This is a genomic window from Patulibacter sp. NPDC049589, assembly GCF_040675535.1.
In the GTDB taxonomy this organism is placed as follows: Bacteria; Actinomycetota; Thermoleophilia; order Solirubrobacterales; family Solirubrobacteraceae; genus Patulibacter.
In genome coordinates this window covers 1-16769 of record NZ_JBFAPC010000126.1, presented here as the reverse complement: position 1 = coordinate 16769, position 16769 = coordinate 1, and the positions used below count along the sequence as shown (strand labels likewise).

General features: G+C 74.3%; 18 protein-coding genes. 8 read left to right on the top strand and 10 right to left on the bottom strand.

What is annotated here, in order from left to right:
* Window positions 1-115 precede the first annotated feature (115 nt).
* The 5 genes from AB0L40_RS20095 to AB0L40_RS20075 form a co-directional block, all read right to left on the bottom strand.
* Window positions 116-484 (bottom strand): TraR/DksA C4-type zinc finger protein, encoded by a 369-nt coding sequence (locus AB0L40_RS20095; RefSeq protein ID WP_364358657.1) that lies wholly within the window; start codon window positions 482-484, stop codon window positions 116-118.
* A gap of 137 nt (window positions 485-621) precedes the next feature.
* Window positions 622-1872 carry an acyl-CoA desaturase gene (locus AB0L40_RS20090; protein WP_364358654.1) on the bottom strand — a complete coding sequence of 417 codons (1251 nt, stop codon included), beginning with the start codon at window positions 1870-1872 and terminating at the stop codon, window positions 622-624.
* 10 nt (window positions 1873-1882) lie between these two features.
* The gene (locus AB0L40_RS20085; RefSeq protein ID WP_364358651.1) at window positions 1883-2983 is read right to left on the bottom strand and encodes a ferredoxin reductase; all 1101 of its coding nucleotides are present in this window, start codon (window positions 2981-2983) and stop codon (window positions 1883-1885) included.
* Window positions 2984-3086: 103 nt separating this feature from the next.
* Window positions 3087-4196 carry a crosslink repair DNA glycosylase YcaQ family protein gene (locus AB0L40_RS20080; protein WP_364358648.1) on the bottom strand — a complete coding sequence of 370 codons (1110 nt, stop codon included), beginning with the start codon at window positions 4194-4196 and terminating at the stop codon, window positions 3087-3089.
* Between the two features lie 65 nt (window positions 4197-4261).
* Window positions 4262-5290 carry a YafY family protein gene (locus AB0L40_RS20075; RefSeq protein ID WP_364358645.1) on the bottom strand — a complete coding sequence of 343 codons (1029 nt, stop codon included), beginning with the start codon at window positions 5288-5290 and terminating at the stop codon, window positions 4262-4264.
* 124 nt (window positions 5291-5414) lie between these two features.
* Between AB0L40_RS20075 and AB0L40_RS20070 the strand changes: the two genes are divergently transcribed.
* From AB0L40_RS20070 to AB0L40_RS20050, 5 genes are all read left to right on the top strand, one after another.
* On the top strand, window positions 5415-6149 hold the full coding sequence (locus AB0L40_RS20070) for an acyl-ACP thioesterase domain-containing protein (RefSeq protein WP_364358642.1): 735 nt from the start codon (window positions 5415-5417) through the stop codon (window positions 6147-6149).
* Window positions 6150-6386: 237 nt separating this feature from the next.
* Window positions 6387-6914, top strand: coding sequence for an RNA polymerase sigma factor (locus AB0L40_RS20065; protein ID WP_364358639.1), 528 nt, complete (start codon window positions 6387-6389; stop codon window positions 6912-6914).
* A complete protein-coding gene (locus AB0L40_RS20060; RefSeq protein WP_364358636.1) occupies window positions 6911-8173 on the top strand; it encodes a hypothetical protein in 1263 nt (420 codons plus the stop codon). The genes AB0L40_RS20065 and AB0L40_RS20060 overlap by 4 nt, the downstream gene beginning before the upstream one ends.
* A gap of 11 nt (window positions 8174-8184) precedes the next feature.
* Window positions 8185-9459, top strand: coding sequence for a hypothetical protein (locus tag AB0L40_RS20055; RefSeq protein WP_364358633.1), 1275 nt, complete (start codon window positions 8185-8187; stop codon window positions 9457-9459).
* Window positions 9460-9518: 59 nt separating this feature from the next.
* Window positions 9519-10160 (top strand): DsbA family oxidoreductase, encoded by a 642-nt coding sequence (locus AB0L40_RS20050; RefSeq protein WP_364358630.1) that lies wholly within the window; start codon window positions 9519-9521, stop codon window positions 10158-10160.
* An 82-nt stretch (window positions 10161-10242) separates the two neighbouring features.
* Here the strand turns inward: AB0L40_RS20050 and AB0L40_RS20045 are convergent, their stop codons facing one another.
* On the bottom strand, window positions 10243-11181 hold the full coding sequence (locus AB0L40_RS20045; protein WP_364358627.1) for a hypothetical protein: 939 nt from the start codon (window positions 11179-11181) through the stop codon (window positions 10243-10245).
* Window positions 11178-11741: an RNA polymerase sigma factor gene (locus AB0L40_RS20040; RefSeq protein WP_364358624.1), complete on the bottom strand. Its 564-nt coding sequence runs from the start codon at window positions 11739-11741 to the stop codon at window positions 11178-11180. The genes AB0L40_RS20045 and AB0L40_RS20040 overlap by 4 nt, the downstream gene beginning before the upstream one ends.
* A 155-nt stretch (window positions 11742-11896) precedes the next feature.
* On the opposite strand from AB0L40_RS20040, the gene AB0L40_RS20035 reads away from it, so the two are divergent.
* A complete protein-coding gene (locus AB0L40_RS20035) occupies window positions 11897-12160 on the top strand; it encodes a glutathione S-transferase N-terminal domain-containing protein (RefSeq protein WP_364358621.1) in 264 nt (87 codons plus the stop codon).
* A 28-nt stretch (window positions 12161-12188) separates the two neighbouring features.
* On the opposite strand, the gene AB0L40_RS20030 is transcribed toward AB0L40_RS20035, so the two are convergent.
* Together AB0L40_RS20030 and AB0L40_RS20025 are read right to left on the bottom strand one after the other, a co-directional pair.
* Window positions 12189-12944 (bottom strand): lysophospholipid acyltransferase family protein, encoded by a 756-nt coding sequence (locus AB0L40_RS20030; RefSeq protein ID WP_364358618.1) that lies wholly within the window; start codon window positions 12942-12944, stop codon window positions 12189-12191.
* 368 nt (window positions 12945-13312) lie between these two features.
* Window positions 13313-14809, bottom strand: a complete 1497-nt coding sequence (locus AB0L40_RS20025) for an MFS transporter (RefSeq protein ID WP_364358615.1) — start codon at window positions 14807-14809, stop codon at window positions 13313-13315.
* Window positions 14810-14949: 140 nt separating this feature from the next.
* On the opposite strand from AB0L40_RS20025, the gene AB0L40_RS20020 reads away from it, so the two are divergent.
* A complete protein-coding gene (locus AB0L40_RS20020; protein WP_364358612.1) occupies window positions 14950-15627 on the top strand; it encodes a helix-turn-helix domain-containing protein in 678 nt (225 codons plus the stop codon).
* A gap of 44 nt (window positions 15628-15671) precedes the next feature.
* Here the strand turns inward: AB0L40_RS20020 and AB0L40_RS20015 are convergent, their stop codons facing one another.
* Window positions 15672-15854, bottom strand: a complete 183-nt coding sequence (locus AB0L40_RS20015) for a hypothetical protein (RefSeq protein WP_364358609.1) — start codon at window positions 15852-15854, stop codon at window positions 15672-15674.
* Between the two features lie 80 nt (window positions 15855-15934).
* On the opposite strand from AB0L40_RS20015, the gene AB0L40_RS20010 reads away from it, so the two are divergent.
* Window positions 15935-16769 (top strand): S8 family serine peptidase (locus AB0L40_RS20010; RefSeq protein ID WP_364358660.1); only part of this gene is annotated, 835 nt, incomplete at its 3' end.

Below are 16769 nucleotides of genomic sequence, written 5' to 3'. Positions count from 1 at the left end.
AATAGTCGCCTTAATATGATCGCGGGTCACCACATTTGGATAGCCAAGCGCGTACCAACGGATATCAAAACGAATATAGTGCCCTCTCTCCGTCTTGTCTTCGGACGCTGACCGCTCAGCGCCGCAGCTTCGCGGCGCAGGCGATGCAGAGCACGCTCTCGGGCATCGCCGCCAGGCGCTTCGGCGCGATCGGGTTCCCGCACGCGTCGCAGACGCCGTACGTGCCCTCGTCGAGCTTCTCCAGCGCGCGCGCGACGCGGGCCTCCTCGAGCTCGAGGCTCGCGCCGACGCCGACCTCGGTCAGACGCCCGACGGCCTCCAGCGTGCCGTCGCCGATCCGCTTGCCGAAGCCCAGCGCGCTGCCGCGCTCGGGCGCGGCGGCCATCGTCCCGATCCGCGCCCGGAGCTCCTCGTCGCGGCGGGTCAGGGCGTCCCGGACCTCGTCGAGGTCGGGCAGGGCGGGCGGCGTCGTGCGGGAGGCCATCCCTGGTGGCTACCCGCCGTGGTCCGTGCCACGCATCTCGGTCCGCGACCCGACGGCGCCGGACGGGCCGGCCTCGCACAGCACGCCCACCACGAGGGCCCCGCGGTGGCGTCAGGCCGCGGAGCCCGCCGGCCGTCCTACGGGAACGCCTTGACCGGCCCCCCGACGCCCGGCACCGTGCGCTCGGCACGCGGTTGGACCGGCGGCGCCTTGTACGGCGGCGACTTCGGGGTCTCCTCGCCGCCCGGGAACGCCAGGCGCAGGATCGTCCGCTGCACCATCAGCCACTGCTGCAGGAACGGGCCGGTGTTGTACGGCAGCTCGTACTGCTCGCAGATCGCCTTGACCTTCGGCGCGATCTCCTTGTAGCGGGAGCTCGGCATGTCCGGGAAGAGGTGGTGCTCGACCTGGTAGCTGAGGTTGCCGCTCATCAGGTGGAACGCGTCCGAGCCCTCGATGTTCGCCGCGCCGAGGAGCTGGCGGACGTACCAGCCGCCGCGCGTCTCGTCAGCGACCTCCTCCTCGGTGAACGTGTAGGCCTGATCGGGGAAGTGGCCGCAGAAGATGATCGCGTTGGACCAGATGTTGCGGACGACGTTCGCGGCGAGGTTCGCCTTCAGCGTCTTCTTCCAGTGCTTGCCCGACAGCGCCGGGAACAGCACGTAGTCCTTCAGGACCTGGCGGCCCGCCTTCTTGGCGATGCCCTTCAGCTCGGTCTTCAGCAGGCCCTTGTCCTTCTTGCCCCGCTTGATCGCCTCGAGGTCGAGGTCGTGGATCGCCACGCCCCACTCGAAGAACAGCATCACCAGGACGTTGATGAACGGCTGCGCCAGGAACTCCGGCGACCACGGCTGCTTCGGGTCCACGCGCATGAACTCGTAGCCGACGTCCTTGTCGAGCCCGATGATGTTCGTGTACGTGTGGTGGAGGTAGTTGTGGGAGTGCTTCCACGACGCGGCGGTCGAGGCGGTGTCCCAGTCCCACGTCGACGAGTGGATCTGGGGATCGTTCATCCAGTCCCACTGGCCGTGCAGGACGTTGTGGCCGATCTCCATGTTCTCGAGGATCTTCGCCACCGACAGGCCGGCGGTCCCCAGGAGCCAGGCCGGCGGGTAGCGCGACGCCATCAGCACGATGCGCGACAGCGCCGCCAGGCGGCGGTGGAACTCGATGATCGAGCGGATGTAGTGCGCGTCGCGCTCGCCGAGGTCGGCCTTGACCTCGTCGTGGATCTTCTGGAACGCCTCGCCGATCTCCTCGATCTGCTCGGACGAGAGCCGGAACAGCGGGTTGAACGCCGTCGGGTCCCCGTCGCGCCGGGACGCGCCGTCGCGGGCGTCGTCGTTGGTCGCGGGGATGGTGGAGGTGGTCGGTCCGCTGGAGGTCATGGTGTCTCTCTCACAGTTCGATGACGACGTGGCCTTCGGGGGCGTTGACGCAGGTGCGGACGGTCTCGCCCTGCTCGCCGTGGACCTCGCCGGAGCGCAGGTCTCGTACCTGGCCCTCGCGCAGGACGCCGACGCAGGTGTGGCAGATGCCCATCCGGCAGCCGTACGGGAGGGTCGCGCCGGCCTCCTCGCCGCCGACGAGGATCGACACGCCGACGTCGCAGGTCGCCTCCTTGTCGGTGACGACGAAGGCCACGGTCCCGCCGGTGCCGACCTCGGCGTCGCCGGTGCCGATGACCGGCTGGAAGCGCTCGGTCTGCAGGCGGTCGGCGATGCCCTCGGACTCCCAGTGCGCGACGAACGCGTCGATCATCTCGCGCGGGCCGGAGAGCGAGGTGTGCCGCTCGCGCCAGTCGGGGCAGAGCGCGTCGAGGTTCTCGACGTCCAGCCGCCCGTCCTCGGAGCTCAGCTGCTCGTGCAGTCGGTAGCCGTCCTGCTCGGACGCGAGCTCGCGGAGCATCGGGCCGAAGATGAAGCCCTCCGCGGTGCGGGTGCCGTGCAGGTGGACGACGTCGTCGAGGCGGTCGCGGCGCTGGAGCTCGCGCAGCATGCTCCAGATCGGCGTGACGCCGCTGCCGGCGCTGATCATCAGGAGCTTCCCGGGCAGCGGGTCGGGCAGGCCGAACTCGCCCTCCACCTGGCCGAGGAAGACGACCGTGCCAGGGCCGCACTCGTCGGTGAACCACGGCGACATCTTGCCCTCGGAGACGTGCTTGATCGTCACCGAGACGAGGCCCTCGGGGTGCTCGGGGTCCGACGTCAGCGAGTACGCGCGCCAGTGGCGGATGCCGTCGATCTCGGCTCCGATCCGCAGGTACTGGCCGGGCCGGTGGCCCGGCCACGGGTGGCTGGGCTTCACCACGACGGTGGCGGCCTCGTCGGTCTCGGACCGCACGCGGACGACGGTGCCGGTCGCCTCGCGGGTCGACCAGCGGGGATCGAGGAGCGCGATGTAGTCGTCGGGCAGCAGCGGCGTGGTCATCGCCCCGGCCACCTGGAGCGCCTTGCGGCGCCACCGGGAGACCCTGGGAGCTGCTGCCTTCTCGACCATCGTGCGCGGACTCCTACCCGGGGTCGGGACGCCTCACGCGGCCCGGACGACCCGAACCTACGCGGCTCGGTGCACAGGCGTCAAGCGAGATCGGGGCGCGGGCTCAGGCGACCGTCACCTGCGCGCAGCCGCGGACCCGCGCCAGGACCGCCGGCGCGTCCCCGAGGTCCACCGGGTCGCCCGTCCACTCCATCGCGAGCTCGAGCCGCCGGCCCTTCTTGCGGGCCCGCCAGAGGCCGGCGAGCCGGCCGTCGTGCAGCACGATCCCGGGCCGCCCGACCGCCGGGAAGAGCGCCTTGCGCAGCGCCGGATCGGGGACGAGCGTCGCGCGGTCCGGCTGCGCGACGTAGGGGTCGTAGCCGTGCAGCAGCCGCACGCCGCGGGCCGCCGGCGGGTCGAGCAGGCGGTCGAGGTCGGCGGCCAGGACGAAGCGCTTCGCACCGTCCAGCCGCACCGCCGCCAGCTCGTCCTGGACCGCCGTGAAGAGCCGCTTGGCGTAGGCCGGCGACGTCTGCGCCCACGACGCGAGCTGGCTGTGGGTGCCCGGGCCGTAGGCGCGCAGGAAGCGGCGGACGAGCTCGGCGCGCGCCTCGGGCAGGCCGACGGCGTCCCCGGCGCCGGCGGGCGCGCCGTGGCCTGCGAGCGCCCACACGGCCTTCTCCGGCATCTCGGTGACGCCGAGCGGCCCGAGCGCGCGCCAGATCCCCGGCCGCACGTGGTGGCTCTTGCAGCCCCGGCACCAGGGCAGCAGGCCCTCGGGGAGCCGCTCGCGCAGCGCCTGGTGGAAGGCGTCGCGGTCCAGCGGGCCGTCGGCGAGCCCCTCGCGCGCCGCCGTCGCGACGAGGTCCAGGGCCTCCCCGACCGCGTAGCCGGCGTCCTCCACCTCCTTCGCCGGCGCGGAGCCGATCAGGCCGCGGAGGTCCTCGTCCTCCTCCGGCACCAGCGCCGTCGTGAAGATCGCGACGTCGGCCCGCGGGACGACGTAGGGCGAGCCCCGCATCGCGTTGACGGTCATCAGCTCGCTCCACACGGGGTCGTCGTCGGGGACGTCGCCGGCGCGGGCGTGCAGTGCGACGGCCGCGTGGCCGGGCGGGTACTCCTGCAGGCCGCAGGCGGCGACGGCGGTGAGCGGGTCGGTGCGCTCGTGCAGGTGGTGGCCGGCGACGCGGAACGCCAGGGCCTGCGCGGGGGCGACCTCGGGGGTCTCGGGCATCTCAGGGCTCCTCGGGGGTGGCGATGACGACGGTCTCCCGAGAGACCGCGGGCACGACGACCATCTCACCCACCGCCCGGCGGGGCGGATTCCGCACCGTCCGGCGAGGCGGGGTCGGCGACGGCCGGCGACTCCGCCCCCTCCGCCGCGCGGGCGAAGCGCGCCCCGAGCGTGCGGACCTCCTCGGCGAACTCCGGCGGGCCGAGGACCGTGAAGTCGACGCCGATCGACGCGACGTAGACCGCCAGACCGCCCATCCATCCGGCACCGACCTCGAGCAGGCAGCACTCGGCGTCGATCTCGGTCAGCGTGCCGAAGTACGGCGGCACCTGCTGCTCCAGCTGGGCCTTGGGCGCGTGCAGGCGGACTCGCGCCTGGTACCGGCTGCGGGTGGCCGAGACCTGCCGCAGGACGTAGGCGGCGAGGTCCGGGTCGGGCGGATCGCGGCGGGTGCAGCGCCGGCCGAGCGCGAGCTTCGACGTGATGCGGTCCACGCGGAACGTCCGCCAGTCCTCGCGGGTGGTGTCCCAGGCCACCAGGTACCAGCGGCCGTGCAGGTGGACCATCCGGTGGGGCTCGACCAGGCGACGGCTCCTCGTCCCGTCGTGGGTGCCGTAGCCGAAGCGCAGCTGCACCCGGTCGCGGCAGGCGCCCGCGATCGTGGAGAGCGCCTCGGAGTCCACCTCGGGGCCCATCCCCGGCACCGGGACCGTGTAGGCGTGGACCGCGCCCACGCGGCGCCGCAGCGCGGGCGGCAGGACCTGCTCGAGCTTGGCCAGCGCGCGCAGCGACGACTCCTCGATGCCGGTGACGCTGCTGCCCCCGGCGGCCGTCCGCAGCCCGACGGCGACCGCGACCGCCTCGTCGTCGTCCAACAGGAGCGGCGGCAGCTCGCTGCCCGCGCCCAGCCGGTAGCCGCCGGCGACGCCCGGAGCGGCATTGACCGGGTAGCCCAGGGAGCGGAGCTTGTCGACGTCCCGCCGGACCGTGCGGGGCGTGATCGCCAGCTCGTCGGCCAGCTGCGTGCCCGTCCAGTCGCGGTGCATCTGCAGCAGCGAGAGCAGGCGGAGCAGCCGGGCCGAGGTCTCGAGCACGAACGGGAGTCTCGCCCCGATCGCGGACGGGAACGGTCCGCGATGGCTGCGGCCGGTCGACCCGCACCGGCGAGCGGGCCTTCGGCCACCTCGCCCGCGGGCGAGCCGTCGTACGCTTCCCCCGATGGCGCTCGACGACCTGGTCCCCTTCCCCGCCGTCGGACGCGTCCACGAACTGACGCAGCGGGTGGGCCCCGCGTCGACGACCGTCGCCGGGCGCGCGCGCCTGGACGCGATCGCCGACTGGCTGCAGCAGGTCGCCTACGACGACGTCGTGGACGCGGGGATCGCCCAGGAGCTCGTGTGGGTCCTGCGGCGCAACCAGCTCCGCGTGCGGCGGTTCCCCGTCTTCGGGGAGCTGCTCCGGATGCGGACCGCCTGCAGCGGCACGGGACCCCTCGTGTCCGAGCGCCGGACGACGATCACCGGCGACGCGGGGGCGCTGATCGAGGCCGCCGCGATCTGGGTGCCACTGCACCCCGGCACGTTGCTGCCGCACCGCTCCGAGGCGTTCGTCGCGGTCTTCGGGCCCTCCGCGGAGGGCCGTCGCGTGCGGGCGCGGCTGCGCCACCCTGCGCCGCCCGCGGACGCGCCTGCGACCCCGTGGTCGTTCGTGGCCGCCGACCTCGACGTCGCCGGTCACGTGAACAACGCCGCGACCTGGCGCCCCCTGGAGGACGAGCTCGCGGCGCTGCCCGCCGACCGGCCGCTGGCGGTCGACCTCGAGCACCACGAGCCGGCGTTCGCGGGGCCGGTCCGGGTGCTCGCGGACGGCGCCTCCCGCTGGATCGCGGCGGCGGACGGGCGCGTGCTGGTGTCGGCGGTCTTCGACGGGCCGGCGACGGGGACCGCGGGCTGAGCGGACGGTCGTCGCCGGGCGTCGTCACGCCGTCCTCCGGACGCGACGCCCCGACCCGGTCGTGACGCGGCCGTCCGCCTGTCGCGGCGCTCCGCTCCGACCGTCGTCACCCCCGCTCCGGTGCGACGACCCGTTCCGAACGTGCCGCGATCCGAGCGGTCACAAGCGTCGCGAACTGCGCGTAGTAGGGGCGTGTGGCGTGGAGCACCAGACCGACGGACGGACGAGGAGCTGCTGGTGGCGGCCGACGTCGGCGGCGATCCCGAGGCGTTCGGCGTCTTCTACCGGCGGCACGTCGAGGCCCTCCTGGCCTACCTGCTGCGCCGGACCCGACGGCCCGAGATCGCCGCCGACGTCTGCGCCGAGACCTTCGCCCACGTCCTCGAGCGGCTCGACGTGTTCGATCCCGCCCGCGGTGCCGCGCGGGGCTGGCTGTTCACGATCGCGCGGAACCAGCTGATCGACGCGGCGCGGCGCGGCCAGGTGGAGGACCGGCACCGCCGCAGCCTCGGGATCGAGCCCCGGGATCTCACCGATCGCGACCTCGCGTCGATCGGGGAGCTCGCCACCCACGGGGACGCGGTCGAGCTGCTGCTGGCCGGCCTCCCGGACGACCAGCGCGAGGCCCTGGAGGCCCGCGTGGTGCAGGAGCGCGACTACCACGAGATCGCGGCGTCGCTCGCCGTCTCGGAATCGGTGGTCCGCAAGCGCGTCAGTCGCGGGCTGCGAAGCCTGCGCACCCAACTCGGAGGAGAGGACCGATGAGCGACTTCATCGCGGGACTCGAGCGCGACCTCGTCGCGGCCGCGCGCCGACAGGCGGGGCTCGGCCCCGAGGAGGCCCCGCGCCGTCGCCGCCGGCGGCGCGGCTTCGGCCTCCCGCTGCGGACGATCCTCGTCGCCGTCGTGATCGGCGCCACCACGGCGACGGCCGGCGCCGCCGCCACGCTCGTGGCGCTGCGAGGCAGCGTGATCCCGGCACCGTCGCAGGCCGACGTCCCGCGCGAGCAGACCCCGGTGCCCGACAGCGTCCGCGTCGCCGCGGTGCGCGCGGCGGACCCGTCCCGGGGCGTCCCGGCGTGGACGATCCGCGTCGCGCGCAGCGCCACCGGCTACGTCTGCAGCACCGTCGGCCAGGTGTCCGGCGGGACCTTCGGGCTCGTCGGGCTCGACGGACGGTTCCGGCCGCTCGCGCCCGGCGTGACGGACTCCTGCGGCCAGGAGCAGCAGGGCGCCGCGAGCCTGATCGGCGCCCGGGTCCTCGCGGCCCGCCGGGACGCCGACGCCCGGATGGTCGTCAGCGGCGTCGGGGGCGACCGGCTGCGGCGGGTCGTCGTCGACACCTCCCGCGGCCGGCGCGTCGTGCCGGTCGGGGCGGACGGCGTGTTCGTCACCGTCTACCGCGGGCACCCGGAGGACCTCGGGGCGTCCGCCACCCTGACGTTCGCGGGCGGGCGGGTCCAGCGCGTGCCGCTCGGGCGCGACCCCGCGCTGGTGCTCGACCCGCTCGGCGGCCCGGCGTGGCGCGCACAGGGCGGGTTCACCGACGGCGACGAGCGCGACTGCCTGTCGTTCGCGACGGCGCGCCGCGTGCCGGGCGGGCCGCAGAGCCCGCCCGCCTGCGGCCTGCTGCAGCACTCGGGGCACCACACCGCGAAGAGCTCCGGGGTCTTCATCGCCGTCCGGCGCCTGTCGTCCGCGACGGTGCACCGCTCCCCCGAGCAGGACCGCTTCACCGGCGACTGGCGGGGCGACCCGCCGCGGACGGCCGTCTGGGGCGGGTACGGCCGCGACGTCCGCTCCGTCGCCGTGGCCGGCGTCCCCGGGCGCTCCACGCCGCTCGTGATCTCCCACAGCCACGGCAACGGCTTCCTCGCGGTCTTCCCGCCGACGGTCCGCCCGGAGCGCCTGCGGGTCCTGGTGACGATGCGGGACGGCACGGTCCGGACCTACCGCGGCGACACGAACCTCGTGGACCACCGGGTCCCGACCCGCGAGGACCACACGAAGCAGGGAGGCCGATGACGATGCGCTCGTTGATCCGACGCGTGGGGCTGCTCGCGCTCGTCCTGGGCGTCCTCGGCGGCGCCGTCGCCGCCGCCGCGATCCCGCGCGACCGGGCCGCGGGCGACACCGTCGCGCGGACCCCGTCGGCGGACGTGCGGACGGCACCGGCCAAGCCGCAGCAGTCCGCCCGGTACTTCGGGGGCCTGCGGCGGACCGGGCCCGTGGCGATCACGGCCCGGGTCGCCGATCCGGCCGGCGGCGATCCGTGGGCGGTGCGGACGTTCCTGGCCGAGCGCCTGAACACCCGCGGGCGGCGGCAGGTCGTCATCGGACGCGACCGCTGCTTCCAGCTCGGCCGGATCCACGCCGGGCGCTTCGGCTGGATCGACGACGGCGACGTCTTCCGGCCCGCGAGCGTGGGCTACCGCGGCGCGCCGATCACGTGCGGCTCGCGCCGCCCCGACCTGCACCGGTCGCCGACGCTGCAGGCCCTGCACCTGCTGCGCACGACGCCCGGCCAGGGGCCGGCACGGATCCGCACCGTGGTGTGGGGCGCGACGGGCGAGGCCGCCCGCGACCTGACGGTGCGGCTCGGCGGCGACGAGCTGCGGACGACCCGCGGCGCGTACGGGACCGCCCTGGCCGTCCGAGCGGAGGATGACGACGCGTCGACCCTCGAGGGCACGGTGCGCTACCCGACCGGGTCCCCCGTGACCGTCGGAGGACTCGCGGGCATCCCGGACCGCTTCCTGCACGGGATGAAGCACGCGCCGGACCCGGCCGCCCCGACGTTCATCGCCGCGCGCGCCCCCGACCCCAACGGCGGGATGCCCTACGGGATCGTCGGCCGGGCAGCGAAGGGCGGCGGGTACTGCGTCACGTCGAGTCCCGGGCGCATCGTCGACGGGCGCGTCGGCCGCGTCGACTTCGACCTGGGCACCTTCGTCGAGGACCGGGTCGCCCGGTACGACTGCCAGAGCATCGGCTCCCTCGGTCGCAAGCGCCCGATCGGCATCGGCTTCGGCGGTGGCGACGGCTTCCCGGACCCGGCGGCCGACCCCGCGCCCGGCCGCGTCGCCCGGCGGACCCTCCCCGGCACGCAGTACTTCGCGGGCCAGACCGCGCCGGACGTGCGGTCGCTGACGATGCAGTCCCCCCGGGACGTCCGGACGCTGGTCCCGTCGTCGCCGGCCCACGCCTACCTGGTGGTCTACGACGGGGTGTTCAACAGCGGCACGATGGAGTTCACCGCACGACTGGCCGACGGCCGGACGGTGCACGACTCCGCGACGCTGGCGTTCTGACCTGGCCGCGGCTCCCCGTTCCCACGGGGCAGCGTGCGCCGACGCGTATCGTCGGCAGCATGAAGGTCGAGATCTGGTCGGACGTCGCCTGTCCCTTCTGCTACATCGGGAAGCGCTCGTTCGAGAACGCCCTGGAGCAGTTCGAGCACAAGGACGACGTCGACGTCACGTGGCGGAGCTTCCAGCTGGACCCGTCGATGCCGACGTCGGTCGAGGGCGGCCTCGACGGGCTGCTGGCCCGCAAGTACGGCAAGACGCCGGAGGAGGCACGCGCGATGAACCAGCGCGTCGTCGACATGGCCGCGGGCGTCGGGCTCGAGTACCACCTCGACCGCGCGCAGCCCGGCAACACGCTGGACGCCCACCGCGTGCTGCACCTCGCCCGCGCGCGGGGGCTCCAGGACGCCGTGAAGGAGCGATTCCTGCGCGCGTACTTCGGCGAGGGCGAGCTGCTCTCCGACCACCCGACCCTGGTCCGCCTGGCGGCCGAGGTCGGACTGGACGCGGACGAGGTCGAGCGGGTGCTCGCCGGCGACGCGTACGAGGACACCGTCCGGGCCGAGGGCGAGGAGGCCCAGCAGCTCGGGCTCGGCGGCGTCCCCGCGTTCGTGCTCGACCGCCGGCTGCTCGTGTCCGGCGCCCAGCCGCCCGAGGCGCTGCTCGGCGCCCTGCAGCAGGCGTGGGAGAGCCGGCCGGCCTGAACGGCTCCCGCGGCCGGGATCGCCGTCGGAGCCACCGGCGCCGCGACGACCCGCCGGGTACCGGCCCGGCGGTCGCCGCCCGTCAGCCTCCCGGCGCGATCGTCCGCAGCACGCGCCCGTCGGCGTCCTGCCAGACGAGGGTCCCGGGGCCCTGCCGGGCGCCGGGAACCGTGATCCGGAAGAGGTTGTTCTCGACGACCCCCACGTGCTCCCGGCCCGCGTCCCGGCGGACGACCCGCGCGACGCCGTCGGGGACGATCCCCGAGTAGACCGCCTCGACGGTTCGGTCGCGCAACGGGACGGTGATCGCGAGCAGCCCGGCGTCGAGGTAGGCCCGGCGCAGCGCGAGGATCCGCGCCTGCCGGCCCCGGGGCAGCGTCGGCGCCACGCGCCGGCGGACGATCGCCCGGCGGCGTGCGTTCTCGCGCATCGCCCGCCGCATCAGCCGCTGCCGCTTCGCGCGCTCCGTGCGCGTCGGCGTCGCGTTGCGCTGCATGCTGCCGACCGCCTGGCCCTCCAACACCTGGCGCGTGCTGTAGCAGCCGACGCCTCCGCCCTCGGTCGGGTCCACCGTGAACAGGCACAGCGCGTCGGAGATCCCGTTCGCCCGCTGGGCCGGGATCAGGACCTCGGCACCGGCGGTCCGTGCGCCGGCCGGGGCCGGGGCCAGCAGCCGGACGGCATCGGTGCGGATCCCCCGGATGCCCTGCGGACTGATGAAGGTCAGGGCGCGGCGGACCTCCGCGCCGTGGTCGCCGGCGGTCGCCGGGCGCCGCAGGACCGCCAAGCGGGCGAGCTGCTCGTCCGGGACGCCCGTGGCGCTGGCCGTCGGCGACCCGCGGCGCGCGTCGCCCAGCTGCGGGCTCCAGACGCCCGTGGCGGCGGTCGCGATGCCGCCCGCGGCGACGACCACGACCACGCTCGCGCCGACGATCGGCAGGTGCAGTCGTCGTCGGGGACGGGCCCGGGCCTCGGCGGCCTCGGCCAGCTCGCCGGCGAATCGGGGGAAGAGCGGGCTCATCGGGTCTCCTCGGTGTGGCGGCGCAGCCGGGCGAGGCCGCGGCTGACGCGCTTGCGGACGACGGCTTCGGAGCAGGACAGGCGCGCCGCGATCACCGCGTACTCGTCCTCCTCCAGGACGTGTGCGCGGACGGCGTCGCGTTGATCGGCCGGCAGCGACTCGAGGGCGGCGAGCAGGCCCGGACCGCCGAGCAGCTCGTCGATCGCGGCGAGGTGCTCGTCGTCCAGCGCGGGGCGGACGAGGCCGAGGCGCCGGCGGGCCCGGTCCTCGACCCGACCACGACGGACGCTGCGCAGCAGCGTGTGGCGGGCGATCCCGAACAGCCAGGTGACGGCGGAGTGCGCGCCCTGCGGCCGGAACCGCTCGCGGGACGCCAGCGCCTCGACGAATGTCTCGGCCATCAGGTCCGCGGCGACGTCGGCGCCGCGGACGCGCCGGGCGAAGTAGGCGAGGATCGTGCGCTCGTGGCGGGCGTAGAGCTCGGCGAACGCGGGCCCCGCCCGCCCGGGGCGGACCTCGGCCAGCAGCTCCTCGTCGGTCAGGGTCGCCCATCCACGCACACCCCGTATATGCCACGAGCGTCCCGGGTTGTGACCGGACGTCGGCAGATCGTCACGCGCGCCCGGATCGTGGGCGACCGACGCCGCCCGCGAGCCGCTCCGGGTCCCCCGGATCTCCCCTGGTGCGGCACCCCCGCCGCGGGTACGGTGGCCCCATGGCCAAGGTCAAGCTCCACCGCTGCAACTACACGTTCCTGCACACGAACCTCGACGCCTGCTGGGTCGTCCAGAAGGCGCTTGACGAGCAGGGGGTCGAGTACGAGGTCGTCAAGGAGGGCTGGGGCAAGGGCAGGCGCCCGAAGGTCGAGGCGCTGAGCGGGCAGAGCAAGCTGCCCGTCCTCGAGCTCTCCGACGGCGAGGTCTACCGCGCCGAGTCCAAGGAGATGGCGGCGCGCGTGCGGGCCGGCGGCGTCGGCTGAGCGGCCGCCGGTCGGGCCGGCCCGTCCCTCAGGACGCGGGGGCCGCGAGATCGCCGTCGGCCCGCGCGTCCGGCGCCGACGGGGCCTCGGCGGCCTGCTGCTCGGCGGCCCGGCGGAGCTTCTCCGCGGTGCGGCACCGGCCGGGGATCGCGACCGGAGCGCGCTCGCGGATCTCCTCGACGACGCGGACCATGAAGGCGCCCGGCTCCTCGCCGGCGCCGATCTGACCACCGCGCGGGGGGAAGAAGCGGACGGCGATCCGCGGCCGCAGCGGGAAGCGGATCAGGTCGACGGTGCCCGTGACCGTGACGCAGACGACGGTCGCCGCCGGCACGGCCTGGGCGAGGCGGCCCGCGCCGCTGCGGGGTCGCAGGTAGGTGCCGCGGGAGATCGTGCCCTCGGGGAAGACGCCGATGCAGGCGCCGGACGCGAGCTCGGCGATCGCCTTGTCCAGGGCATGCGCGTCGTTCTGGCCGCGGCGGACGGGGATCTGTCCCATGCCGTTCATCACGAACGCCAGGGGCTTCGTCTTCCACAGGGTGGACTTCGCCAGCGCGCGGATCTGGCGGCGGGGCTCGCCGGCCTTGCCGATCGCGACCGGGTCCCAGTTGGAGTCGTGGTTGCCGATCAGGAGCAGCGGGCCGTCGGGCAGGTGCTCGAGGCCCTCGACCTCGAGCCGGCCCCAGTGCTTCACGATCCCGCCGGCGACGACCATGACCGCCCGGTACATCGGGGTCATGCGCTCCGTGCGGGGGTCGATCGGCGGGACGTCGTCGGCAGCCACGGGCGCATCATCGCAGCGCACCGGCCCGCGATCGCCCGGTCGACGTCCCGCCGCGGCCGGTCGTCCACGACCGGCGACCGCCTCCCCACCCGGTGACGCCGACCAGGAAACGTTCCTCCCGGGTAGCAATCCTGGTCGCCGCCGCCGGCCGGAGCCGCCCGCCGACCGCCCCCGCCACGCCGACCAGGAAACGTTCCTCCCAGGTACCGATCCTGGTCGCCGCCGCCGGCCGGAGCCGCCCGTCCGGCCGACCCGCCCGTCCGGCCCCGGAACGCCGAACGCCCCGGCCCCGCCGGAACGCCGAACGCCCCGGCGGGGCCGGGGCGTTCGGGTCCTACGACGTGGCGGCCGGGAGCCGCCCGCCACGATCAGTGCGCGAGGATCGGCTCGGCGCCGGGCTCGGGCACCGGGGCGGCACCGGAGCGCAGCAGCAGCCCGGTGACGACGGCACCGAACGCCAGGATGCCGGAGGCGATCCAGAACGCGGTGACGTAGCCGTGCATCGAGGCCTGGAGCGCGAGCTCCTCGCCGCGGAAGCGGTCGCCGTTGTCCTTGGCGAAGCCCGTCACGGCGCTCGCGAAGAGCGTCGAGAGCAGCGCGGTGCCGATCGAGCCGCCGACCTGCTGGGTCGTGTTGACCATCGCCGAGGCGACGCCCGCGTCCTTCGGGTCGACGCCGAGGGTGGCCGAGGCCATCGCCGCGGAGAAGACGCCACCCATGCCGATGCCCATGACCAGCAGGCCCGGCAGGACGCCCGTGGCGTAGCCGGAGGTGACCTCGAGCTGGGCGAAGATCGCCATCGCGATCGCCGCGAGCGCCATGCCACCCGCCACGAGCGGCCGCGGGCCGAAGCGCGGGAGCAGGATCTGGCTGCAGATGCCGATCGAGATCATGATCGCGAAGTTCATCGCCAGGAACGCGAGGCCCGTCTCGACCGGCGAGAACCCGAGCGTGCGCTGCAGGTAGTACGTCAGGAAGAGGAAGACGCCGAACATGCCGGTCGAGACGATGCCGAAGGCCAGGTACGACCCGCCGCGGTTGCGGTCCAGGACGACGCGCATCGGCAGCAGCGGGTTCTTGACCCGTAGCTGGATGAACACGAACGACACGATCAGGACGACCGACGCGGCGAGCATGACGATCGTCAGCGGGTCGCTCCAGCCGTTGGTCTCGGAGTTCGAGAAGCCGTAGACCAGCGCGAACAGACCACCCGTGATCGCCACGGTGCCGGGGATGTCGAGCTTCGGGCGCTGGCCCTTGGCGTGCTGCGTGCCGGCGTGCAGGACCGTGAAGGCGCCGATCGCCGCGGGGATCGCGAAGAAGAGGTTCACGTAGAGGCACCAGCGCCAGGACAGGTACTCGGTGAGGATGCCGCCGAGCAGCAGGCCGACGCCGCCGCCGACGCCGGCGATCGCGCCGAAGACGCCGAACGCCTTGTTGCGCTCGACCGGGTCCGTGAACGTAGTGGTGAGGAGGGAGAGGGCGGCCGGGGCGAGCAGCGCGCCGAAGACGCCCTGCAGGGCGCGGGCGACGACGAGGACGCCGAACGACCCGGCGGCGCCGCCGATGGCGGAGGCGACCGCGAAGCCGAGCAGGCCGATGATGAAGACGTGCTTGCGACCGATGAGGTCGCCGATCTTGCCGCCGAGCAGCAGGAGCGAGCCGAACGCCAGCGCGTAGGCCGTGATGACCCACTGGCGGTTGTCGTCGGAGAAGCCGAGGTCCGACTGGGCGGACGGGAGCGCGATGTTCACGATCGTCGCGTCCAGGATCACCATCAGCTGGGCGATGCCGAGGATGCCGAGGATCAGCCAGCGGCGCTCGTGGTGTGGATCGACCGTGGTCTCGGTCGGGGAGGTAGACATGCGGGTCCTTCTGAAGGGTGCGGGCCGGGATGCGGGGGCGGTCCCCCGGCGTTCCGAAGCACCGTAGCACGCAAACGGAGGGACATCCTCCATATGGAGTGTGATCCTCCGCATACTGCTTTCTGCTCTAGTCTGTGCACATGGAGACCACCGCCGATCCGAGCGCCGCCCGCCCGCTGCGGCGTGATGCGGAGCGCAACCGGCGCCGCATCCTCGACGCCGCCGCCGAGGTCTTCGCGGATCACGGGCTCGGCGCGAGCCTCGACGAGATCGCCCAGCACGCCGAGGTCGGCGTCGGGACCGTCTACCGGCGCTTCCCCAACAAGGAGGCGCTGATCGACGCCCTCTTCGACGACCAGCTCGACGAGATCGTGTCGATCGCCGAGGCCGGGCTCGCGATCGAGGACCCGTGGGACGGCCTGGAGCACTTCCTGCGCACCGCCCTGGAGCGCCAAGCGCAGAACCGCGGCCTGAAGGAGCTCCTGCTCGGCGCCCGGATGGGCCAGCAGAGCGGCTGCGCCATCGCCGGCCGCGAGCGGATCGAGCCGCTCGTGCGGGCCCTCGTCGAGCGCGCGCAGGCCGACGGCAGCCTCCGCCCGGACGCCGATACGACCGACATGCCGATGATCCAGATGATGGTCGGCGCGTCGGTGGACTACACCCGCGAGGTCGACCCGGCGGTCTGGCGGCGGATGTTCACGCTCGTCATCGACGGGCTGCGCGCCAACCCCGGCGCGCGCACCCCGATGCCCTCCGCCCCGCTGGACGCCGACGGCCTCACCGCCGCGATGACCGGCTGGCGCCCCCGGCGCGACTGAGCCCCCCGTGGGTCCCCGGAGCCCAGGGCCCCACGAGCGGGCCCCTACGGCCGCCAGACCCGGAAGACGTCGACCTGGATCTGCCGCTGCCGCAGGCTGCCGCGGAAGACCGGGCCGGCGCCCGTGACGTACTCGCCCTTCACCGGGTCGCGGCGCGGGCGGAGCGTCCGGCGGACGTCGAAGACAGTGATCCCGGGCGTCGTGACGTCGCCGCCGATGGCGATCACGTGCAGGTCGCCGTCCCCGTCGGGGTCGTAGGACTGACGACTTCAGCGCGACCGGCGGGACCGTACGGGTCAAGCCGGAGATCGCCGCCGCCGACGGGGTGACCACCTCGATCCCCGACTTCGCACCGTTCTTCGGCACCTCGGCGGCCGCCCCGCACGCAGCCGCGATCGCCGCGCTGGCCCTGTCCGGTAACCCGGGCATGACCAACGCCGAGATCCGGGCCGCGCTCAACAGCACCGCGCTCGACCTGGCGCCGGCAGGTTACGACAACCGCAGCGGCCACGGGGTGATCCGCGGTGACCTGGTCCTGCGCAACACCGGCGCCACCCCGCAACCGCTGGTGCGGGCCGGCACGCCGACCATCACCCCGGCCACCGGCGACGGCGACGCCTATCTGGAGCCCGGTGAGCAGGCCACCGTGGCGCTGCCGGCGGAGAACGTCGGCGACGGTACGGCAACCGGCGTCAACGTGGTGGTCGACTCGGACGACCCGCGGGCCACGGTGACACCGCGCGCCGCCTCCTACGGGAACATCGCGGCGGGCGCCTCCAGGTCGAGGAACTACCGGCTGACGCTGGCCGCCGACTACCCGCTCGGTCGACCGGTCACCCTGTCGGTACGGACCTCGTTCGCCGGCATCCTGTCCCCGACCACCAGCACCGTGGTGGTGCCGACCGGGCAGCCGTCGACGGCGGTGAGCGACTTCGCGTACAGCGGAACGCCGGTGCCGATCCCGGACAACGACCCGACCGGCGCGACCGCCACCGTGGACGTCAGCGGGGTCGGCTACGCCTCGTCACTGACCTTCTCGATCGACGGCACCGAGTGCTCGACGACCATCGGCTCGACCACGGTGGGGATCGATCACACGTTCGTCGCCGACCTCACCGCCACGCTGACCGCACCGGACGGCC

Excerpts from the sequence above, each read along its gene's own strand:
- AB0L40_RS20090 (WP_364358654.1), bottom strand. The coding sequence starts at position 1,872 with ATGACCTCCAGCGGACCGACCACCTCCACCATCCCCGCGACCAACGAC.
- AB0L40_RS20035 (WP_364358621.1), top strand. The coding sequence starts at position 11,897 with ATGGCCAAGGTCAAGCTCCACCGCTGCAACTACACGTTCCTGCACACG.
- AB0L40_RS20095 (WP_364358657.1), bottom strand. The coding sequence starts at position 484 with ATGGCCTCCCGCACGACGCCGCCCGCCCTGCCCGACCTCGACGAGGTC.
- AB0L40_RS20070 (WP_364358642.1), top strand. The coding sequence starts at position 5,415 with ATGGCGCTCGACGACCTGGTCCCCTTCCCCGCCGTCGGACGCGTCCAC.
- AB0L40_RS20020 (WP_364358612.1), top strand. The coding sequence starts at position 14,950 with ATGGAGACCACCGCCGATCCGAGCGCCGCCCGCCCGCTGCGGCGTGAT.
- AB0L40_RS20060 (WP_364358636.1), top strand. The coding sequence starts at position 6,911 with ATGAGCGACTTCATCGCGGGACTCGAGCGCGACCTCGTCGCGGCCGCG.
- AB0L40_RS20085 (WP_364358651.1), bottom strand. The coding sequence starts at position 2,983 with ATGGTCGAGAAGGCAGCAGCTCCCAGGGTCTCCCGGTGGCGCCGCAAG.
- AB0L40_RS20025 (WP_364358615.1), bottom strand. The coding sequence starts at position 14,809 with ATGTCTACCTCCCCGACCGAGACCACGGTCGATCCACACCACGAGCGC.
- AB0L40_RS20050 (WP_364358630.1), top strand. The coding sequence starts at position 9,519 with ATGAAGGTCGAGATCTGGTCGGACGTCGCCTGTCCCTTCTGCTACATC.
- AB0L40_RS20045 (WP_364358627.1), bottom strand. The coding sequence starts at position 11,181 with ATGAGCCCGCTCTTCCCCCGATTCGCCGGCGAGCTGGCCGAGGCCGCC.
- AB0L40_RS20080 (WP_364358648.1), bottom strand. The coding sequence starts at position 4,196 with ATGCCCGAGACCCCCGAGGTCGCCCCCGCGCAGGCCCTGGCGTTCCGC.